Annotated in this window: 8 protein-coding genes; all 8 read left to right on the forward strand. The window is 73.3% G+C overall.

The window, feature by feature from the left end:
- Positions 1-80: 80 nt before the first annotated feature.
- The 8 genes from ACFU6K_RS26485 to ACFU6K_RS26520 all read left to right on the forward strand — a co-directional run bounded on the left by ACFU6K_RS26485 (position 81) and on the right by ACFU6K_RS26520 (position 6,858).
- Positions 81-1,163: a hydrogenase expression protein HypE gene (locus tag ACFU6K_RS26485; protein ID WP_380667051.1), complete on the forward strand. Its 1,083-nt coding sequence runs from the start codon at positions 81-83 to the stop codon at positions 1,161-1,163.
- A gap of 142 nt (positions 1,164-1,305) precedes the next feature.
- Entirely contained in the window at positions 1,306-3,093 is a 1,788-nt protein-coding gene (locus tag ACFU6K_RS26490; protein ID WP_380667053.1) for a nickel-dependent hydrogenase large subunit, read from the forward strand.
- On the forward strand, positions 3,090-3,563 hold the full coding sequence (locus tag ACFU6K_RS26495) for a thioredoxin (RefSeq protein WP_380667055.1): 474 nt from the start codon (positions 3,090-3,092) through the stop codon (positions 3,561-3,563). The genes ACFU6K_RS26490 and ACFU6K_RS26495 overlap by 4 nt, the downstream gene beginning before the upstream one ends.
- Positions 3,560-4,207: a DUF5947 family protein gene (locus tag ACFU6K_RS26500; RefSeq protein ID WP_380667057.1), complete on the forward strand. Its 648-nt coding sequence runs from the start codon at positions 3,560-3,562 to the stop codon at positions 4,205-4,207. The genes ACFU6K_RS26495 and ACFU6K_RS26500 overlap by 4 nt, the downstream gene beginning before the upstream one ends.
- Positions 4,204-4,848, forward strand: coding sequence for a DUF6084 family protein (locus tag ACFU6K_RS26505; RefSeq protein ID WP_380667059.1), 645 nt, complete (start codon positions 4,204-4,206; stop codon positions 4,846-4,848). Before ACFU6K_RS26500 ends, ACFU6K_RS26505 begins: the two co-directional genes overlap by 4 nt.
- Entirely contained in the window at positions 4,845-6,254 is a 1,410-nt protein-coding gene (locus ACFU6K_RS26510) for a hypothetical protein (RefSeq protein WP_380667061.1), read from the forward strand. The genes ACFU6K_RS26505 and ACFU6K_RS26510 overlap by 4 nt, the downstream gene beginning before the upstream one ends.
- Entirely contained in the window at positions 6,251-6,760 is a 510-nt protein-coding gene (locus tag ACFU6K_RS26515; protein ID WP_380667063.1) for a hydrogenase maturation protease, read from the forward strand. The genes ACFU6K_RS26510 and ACFU6K_RS26515 overlap by 4 nt, the downstream gene beginning before the upstream one ends.
- Positions 6,754-6,858, forward strand: coding sequence for a DUF6893 family small protein (locus ACFU6K_RS26520; protein WP_380397724.1), 105 nt, complete (start codon positions 6,754-6,756; stop codon positions 6,856-6,858). The genes ACFU6K_RS26515 and ACFU6K_RS26520 overlap by 7 nt, the downstream gene beginning before the upstream one ends.
- Positions 6,859-6,892: the final 34 nt, after the last annotated feature.

Raw genomic sequence — 6,892 nt, forward strand, 5'->3', positions numbered from 1 at the left:
GACCGGCGCCCGGCCCGGACCGTTGCTAAGACTGGCTTCGAGCCATTCCCTCCGGCTCCCATCCCCGAGGAGGCATCCTCATGGGTGCTGCAACAGCTCCAACCGCCGCGAGTGCCGCGAGTGCCGCGACGCCCGGCACCGACGTGGTGCACATCCTCTGGATCAACGCGGGCCTCAGCTGCGACGGCGACTCCGTCTCGCTGACCGCCGCGATGCAGCCGAGCATCGAGGAGATCGTCACCGGCGCGCTGCCCGGCCTGCCCGCGGTCGCCGTGCACTGGCCGCTGATCGACTTCGAGTGCGGCCCGGTCCAGGGCGCGGACAACTTCGTCGAGTGGTTCTTCAAGGCCGAGCGCGGCGAGATCGAGCCGTTCGTGCTGGTCGTCGAGGGGTCCATCCCCAACGAGAAGATCAAGAAGGAGGGCTACTGGTGCGGCTTCGGCGACGACCCCGCCACCGGCCAGCCCATCACCACCAGCGAGTGGCTGGACCGGCTCGCCCCCAAGGCGACCGCCGTGGTGGCGATCGGCACCTGCGCCACGTACGGCGGCATCCACGCGATGGCCGGCAACCCGACCGGCGCGATGGGCGTGCCGGACTACCTGGGCTGGGACTGGAAGTCCAAGGCCGGACTGCCGATCGTCTGCGTGCCGGGCTGTCCGATCCAGCCCGACAACTTCGCCGAGACGCTGACCTACCTGCTGTACCAGCTGGCCGGCTCCGCGCCGATGATCCCGCTCGACGACAAGCTGCGGCCCGCCTGGCTGTTCGGCGCCACCGTGCACGAGGGCTGCGACCGCGGCGGCTACTACGAGCAGGGGCAGTTCGCCACGGACTACGGCACGCCCGAGTGCCTGGTCCGGCTCGGCTGCTGGGGCCCGGTCGTCAAGTGCAACGTCACCAAGCGCGGCTGGACCAACGGCATCGGCGGCTGCCCGAACGTGGGCGGCATCTGCATCGCCTGCACCATGCCGGGCTTCCCGGACAAGTTCATGCCCTTCATGGACCCGCCGCCCGGCTCGCGCGTCTCCACCGCCGCCAGCGGCGCGTACGGCTCGGTGATCCGCCGGCTGCGCGCGATCACCCAGTGCACCCTCGACAAGGAACCCAAGTGGCGCCGCACCGGCAGCCGCCTGACCACGGGGTACCGCCCGCCCTGGTGACGCCGCAGGGCCGCACACCGCCCGGTGTGCGGCCGCCGCCCGCCCCCGCCCCGCTCGCCCGGATCCCGTCCGTACAACCCCCGTCCGCACGGCCCCCGCTCGCGGAGGCCCCGCTCCCAGAGACAAGGACACGACAGACACGATGGCAACACCGACCACCAGGGCGGCCGGCGACGGCAGCGGCCTGACCGAGATGTCCTGGGACCCGATCACCCGGATCGTGGGCAGCCTGGGCATCCACACGAAGATCGACTTCAAGCAGAAGCGGGTCGCGGAGTGCTACAGCACCTCCTCGGTCTTCCGCGGCTACAGCGTCTTCATGCGCGGCAAGGACCCGCGCGACGCCCACTTCATCACCAGCCGGATCTGCGGGATCTGCGGCGACAACCACGCCACCTGCTCCGTCTACACGCAGAACATGGCGTACGGGGTGAAGCCCCCGCACCTGGGCGAGTGGATCATCAACCTCGGTGAGGCCGCCGAGTACATGTTCGACCACAACATCTTCCAGGAGAACCTGGTCGGGGTCGACTACTGCGAGCGGATGGTCCGCGAGACCAACCCCGGCGTGCTGGAGCTCGCCGAGCGCACCGAGGCCCCGCACGCCGGCGACCACGGCTACAAGACGATCGCCGACATCATGCGCTCGCTCAACCCGATCGAGGGAGAGTTCTACCGCGAGGCGCTCCAGGTCAGCCGGTACACCCGGGAGATGTTCTGCCTGATGGAGGGCCGCCACGTGCACCCCTCCACGCTCTACCCGGGCGGCGTCGGCACCGTCGCGACGGTGCAGCTGTTCACCGACTACCTGACCCGGCTGATGCGCTACGTCGAGTTCATGAAGAAGGTCGTGCCGCTGCACGACGACCTCTTCGACTTCTTCTACCAAGCCCTGCCCGGTTACGAGGAGGTCGGCCGGCGCCGCGTCCTGCTCGGCTGCTGGGGCAGCCTCAACGACCCGGACCACTGCGACTTCACGTACCGCAACATGACGGACTGGGGCCGGCGGATGTTCGTCACCCCCGGGGTCGTGGTGGACGGCAAGCTCGTCACCAACGACCTCACCGAGATCAACCTCGGCATCCGCATCCTGCTCGGCAGCTCCTACTACGAGGACTGGCAGGGCAAGGAGCTGTTCGTCACCCACGACCCGCTCGGCAACCCCGTCGACCCCCGGCACCCCTGGAACCAGCACACCATCCCGCAGCCGCAGAAGCGGAACTTCGACGACAAGTACAGCTGGGTGATGTCCCCGCGCTGGTTCGACGGCAAGGACCACCTCGCCCTCGACACCGGCGGCGGCCCGATCGCCCGGCTGTGGTCCACCGCCCTGTCCGGTCTGGTCGACATCGGCTACGTCAAGGCCACCGGCCACAGCGTGCGGATCAACCTGCCCCGCTCGATGACCAAGCCCGAGGTCACCTTCGAGTGGAAGATCCCGCGGTGGAGCAACGCCATCGAGCGCAACCGCGCCCGCACCTACTTCCAGGCGTACGCGGCCGCCGCCGCCCTGCACTTCGCCGAGAAGGCGCTGGACGAGGTCCGCGCCGGGCGCAGCCAGACCTGGGAGCGCTTCGAGGTGCCGGACGAGTCGATCGGCTGCGGCTTCACCGAGGCCGTGCGCGGCGTGCTCTCGCACCACATGGTGATCCGCGACGGCAAGATCGCCAACTACCACCCGTACCCGCCCACCCCGTGGAACGCCAGCGTCCGGGACAGCTACGGCACGCCCGGCCCGTACGAGGACGCGGTGCAGAACACCCCGATCTTCGAGGAGAACCCGCCGGACACCTTCAAGGGCATCGACATCATGCGCGCGGTCCGCAGCTTCGACCCCTGTCTGCCCTGCGGCGTGCACATGTACGTCGGCGGCGGGCGCACCGTGCAGACCATGCACGTGCCCACCGGCCTGAGCGGGCTCACCGCATGACGGCCGAGCAGACCGGGCTGCGGATCCAGCAGGCCCTGGACGCGCTGGCCGTCAGCGGCGCCGACGCCGAGCGGGCGGGCGAGCAACTGGTCCGCGACCTCATGGAGTTCTACGGCCAGGGCCTCGCCCGGCTGGTGCCGGCGCTGCCCCCGCCCGCCCTGGACCGGATGCTGGACGACCCGGTCGTGGCCGGGCTGCTGCTCCTGCACGACCTGCACCCCGAGGACCTCCCCGCCCGGATCGACCGGGCGCTCGCGGCCCTGCCCGAGCGGGTCGAGCCGGCCGGCTTCGACCAGACCACCGGCGTCCTGCGGCTGCGCCGCACGGCCACCGGCTGCGGCTGCGGCGAACAGGAGGTGGAGGCCGTCCTCGCCTGCCACGCGCCCGAGGTGACGGCCGTGGAACTGGAACGCGCCCCGCAGCTGCTCCAGATCGGCACCCGCCCGCCGCAGCCCGCGGAGGCGCGATGAACACCCGCCGGATCTCCCGCGACGGGACCGCCCTGCTGCACCGGCTGCGCGAACCGGCGCCGCCGCGCCCCGAACAGTGCGCGTTCTGCGGCCGGGACCTGCCCGGCGGCCACCGCCACCTGGTGGACGTCGAGGAGCGCGCCCTGGCCTGCGCCTGCACCGCCTGCGGCCTGCTGTTCCAGCAGCCGGGCGCGGCCGGCGGCCGCTTCCGCACCGTGCCGGACCGCTACCTCGCCGACCCGGAACGGGAGTTGGACCAGCAGGCCTGGACGGTGCTGGGCATCCCGGTCGGCACCGCCTTCCTGTTCCGCAGCACCGTGCTGGACCAGCTGCTGGCCTTCTACCCCGGCCCGGCCGGCGCCACCGAGAGCGAACTGGACGAGCAGGCCTGGCAGCGCGCCCTCGGCGGCAGCCGGCTGGCCGCCGCCCTGGAACCCGACGTGGAGGCGCTGCTGGTGCGCCGCACCGAGGAGCGCGTGGCGTGCTTCCTGGTGCCGATCGACATCTGCTACGAGCTGGTCGGCCGGCTGCGGCGGTGCTGGCACGGCTTCGACGGCGGCGCCGAGGCGCGGGCCGAACTCGACGCGTTCTTCGCGCGACTGGCCGACCGGGCCCGCCCGCTGCCCGCGGAGGTGACGGCGTGACGGCGCTCGGCTTCGCCTGCACCGGCGTGCGCTCCGACCCGTACGCGGCCGGGCCGACCCTGGTGTTCCGGCTGCGGATCACGGCCCCGGCCGACACCCGGGTGCACGCCCTCGCCCTCCAGTGCCAGCTGCGGATCGAACCCGTCCGCCGGCCGTACGGCGAGGCCGAAGGCGGGCGGCTGGCCGACCTGTTCGGCGGACGGGAGCGCTGGGCGACCACGCTCAACCCGATCCAGTTCGCCACCGTGCCGCTGCTCGTTCCCGGCTTCACCGGCGAGACCGAGATCGACCTCGCGGTGCCCTGCACCTACGACCAGGAGGTGGCCTCGGCCCGCTACTTCCGGGCGCTGGACGGCGGCGAGGTGCCGCTGCTGCTGCTCTTCTCCGGCACCGCCTTCGCCGGCCCCGGCGGCTTCCAGGTCAGCCCGGTGCCCTGGGACCGGGAGGCCCGGGTACGGATGCCGGTGGGGGTCTGGCGGGAGGCGATCGACCGGCACTTCCCCGGCAGCGGCTGGCTGCGGCTGCCGGAGGACGTCATGGCCGAGCTGCTGGCCTACCGCTCCCGGCGGGCCCTGCCCTCCTGGGAGGCGACGGTGCGCGAGCTGCTCGCGGCCGCGGCGATCGGGGAGGGGGCCCGGTGAGCGGCCTCCCGGAGCGGATCGAGCGCGGCTTCGCGGCCGCCCGGCAGATCGCCGACGCGGTGCTGCTGGAGGGCTACGTGCTCTACCCGTACCGCGCCTCGGCGGCCAAGAACCGGCTGCGCTGGCAGTTCGGCGTCCTGGTGCCGCCCGAGTACACCGCGCAGGGCGGCGAGCACTCCCACCAGCGCACCGAGTGCCTGATGGAGGCGCGGGACGCGGACCGGCTGGCGGTCGAGCTGCGCTTCCTGCGGGTCCGGCGGCGCACCGTCGAACAGGCCACCGCCGCCGGCTTCGAGTCCGTGGAGCGGCTGGAGCTGGCCGACCGGGACCTCGTCGAATGGGATGAGGGCGTCGAGGAGAGGATCGAACTCCTGGTGCCGGTCGAGGAGTTGGCCGGTGAGGGGGTGCAGCGGCCGTTCCGGCTGCCGGGCGTCGGCGAGACCGGGCTGGTGCACGAGCGGGACGCCGTCGTCGGCCGGGTGATACGGCGCCGCGAGCAGGTCGACGGCCTGCTCTGGCTGCGGGCCGAGGAGCTGCCCGGCCCGTACCGGGCGCAGCGGCTGACCGTGGAGGTGGAGAACAGCTCCGCCTGGCGGCCGTCCCGGCACGCCACCCGCGACCAGGCGCTGCCGCGCTCGCTGGTCTCCGCGCACCTGCTGCTCGGGCTGGAGCACGGCCGCTTCCTGTCCGTCACCGACCCGCCCGAGTGGGCCCGCCCGGCCGTCGAGCGGTGCCGCAACGAGCGCACCTGGCCGGTGCTGGCCGGGCCGGAGGGCGAGCGCGGGGTGGTGCTGTCCTCGCCGATCATCCTGGAGGACCACCCGCGGATCGCCCCGGAGAGCCTCGGCACCCTGTACGACGCCACCGAGATCGACGAGATCCTGGCGCTGCGGACGGCGGCCCTGACCGAGGAGGAGAAGCGCGAGGCCCGGGGCACCGACGACCGGGCCGGCGCGGTGATCGACCTGGCCGAGTCCATGCCGCCGGAGGTGCTGGACCGGCTGCACGGCGCGATCCGCGGGCTGCGGGAGGCCACCGGCAGCACCGCCCTCGGCCGGCCGGAGCAGCCCTGGTGGGACCCCGGCGACGACCCCGGGGTCGACCCCGAGCGGGACCGGGTGCTGGTCGACGGCCGGCAGGTGGGCGCCGGCAGCCGGGTGCTGCTGCGGCCCGGACGGCGGCGCACCGACGCCCAGGACCTCTTCCTGGACGGGCGGACCGGCGTCGTGGAGGCGGTGCTGCACGACCTCGACGGCTCGGTGCACCTGGCCGTCACGGTGGAGGACGACCCGGGCGCCGACCTGTGGCGGGCCCAGGGGCGCTTCCGCTACTTCCAGCCCGACGAGGTCACGCCGCTGGACGGGACCGCCCCGCCGGTCGGCGGCGCTCCGGTGGAGGGGCCATGACGGACCGTACGGTGCTGGTCGCCGGGGTGGGCAACATCTTCCTCGGCGACGACGGCTTCGGGGTCGAGACCGTACGGCGGCTGTCCGCCCACCCGCTGCCGGCCGGCGTCGAGGTGGTCGACGTCGGCGTGCGCGGCGTCGACCTGGCCTACCGGCTGCTCGACGGCCACCGCACCGCCGTCCTGGTGGACGCCGTCCGCCGGGGCGGGGCGCCCGGCACCCTCTACCTGATCGAGGCGGCCGCCGAACAGCCGCCGGAGCCGCCCGCCCTGGACGGGCACCGGATGGGGCCCGACGCCGTACTGGCGCTGCTCGCCACGCTCGCCGCCGGCACCGGCGGGGAGCCGCCCGAACGCGTCCTGGTGGTCGGCTGCGAGCCGGCCTCGCTGGAGGAGGGCATCGGGCTCAGCGAGCCCGTCACCGCCGCCGTGGCGGAGGCGGTGCGGATGGTCCTGCGGGTCGTGGACGAGGCCGCGCAGCCGGAGAAGGAGACAACACCATGCTGAGGAAACTGTTCTGCGCGGCCCTGCTGGCCGGGATCGGCGCACTGGTCTGGCAGAGCCTGCCGGACCTCAAGCGGTACCTGCGCATCTCCCGGATGTGAGGCGCGCATTGCTGCGAACGGCGCAGCCCCGCGG

The sequence above is a fragment of the Kitasatospora sp. NPDC057512 genome (assembly GCF_042802135.1).
Classification (GTDB): domain Bacteria; phylum Actinomycetota; class Actinomycetes; order Streptomycetales; family Streptomycetaceae; genus Kitasatospora.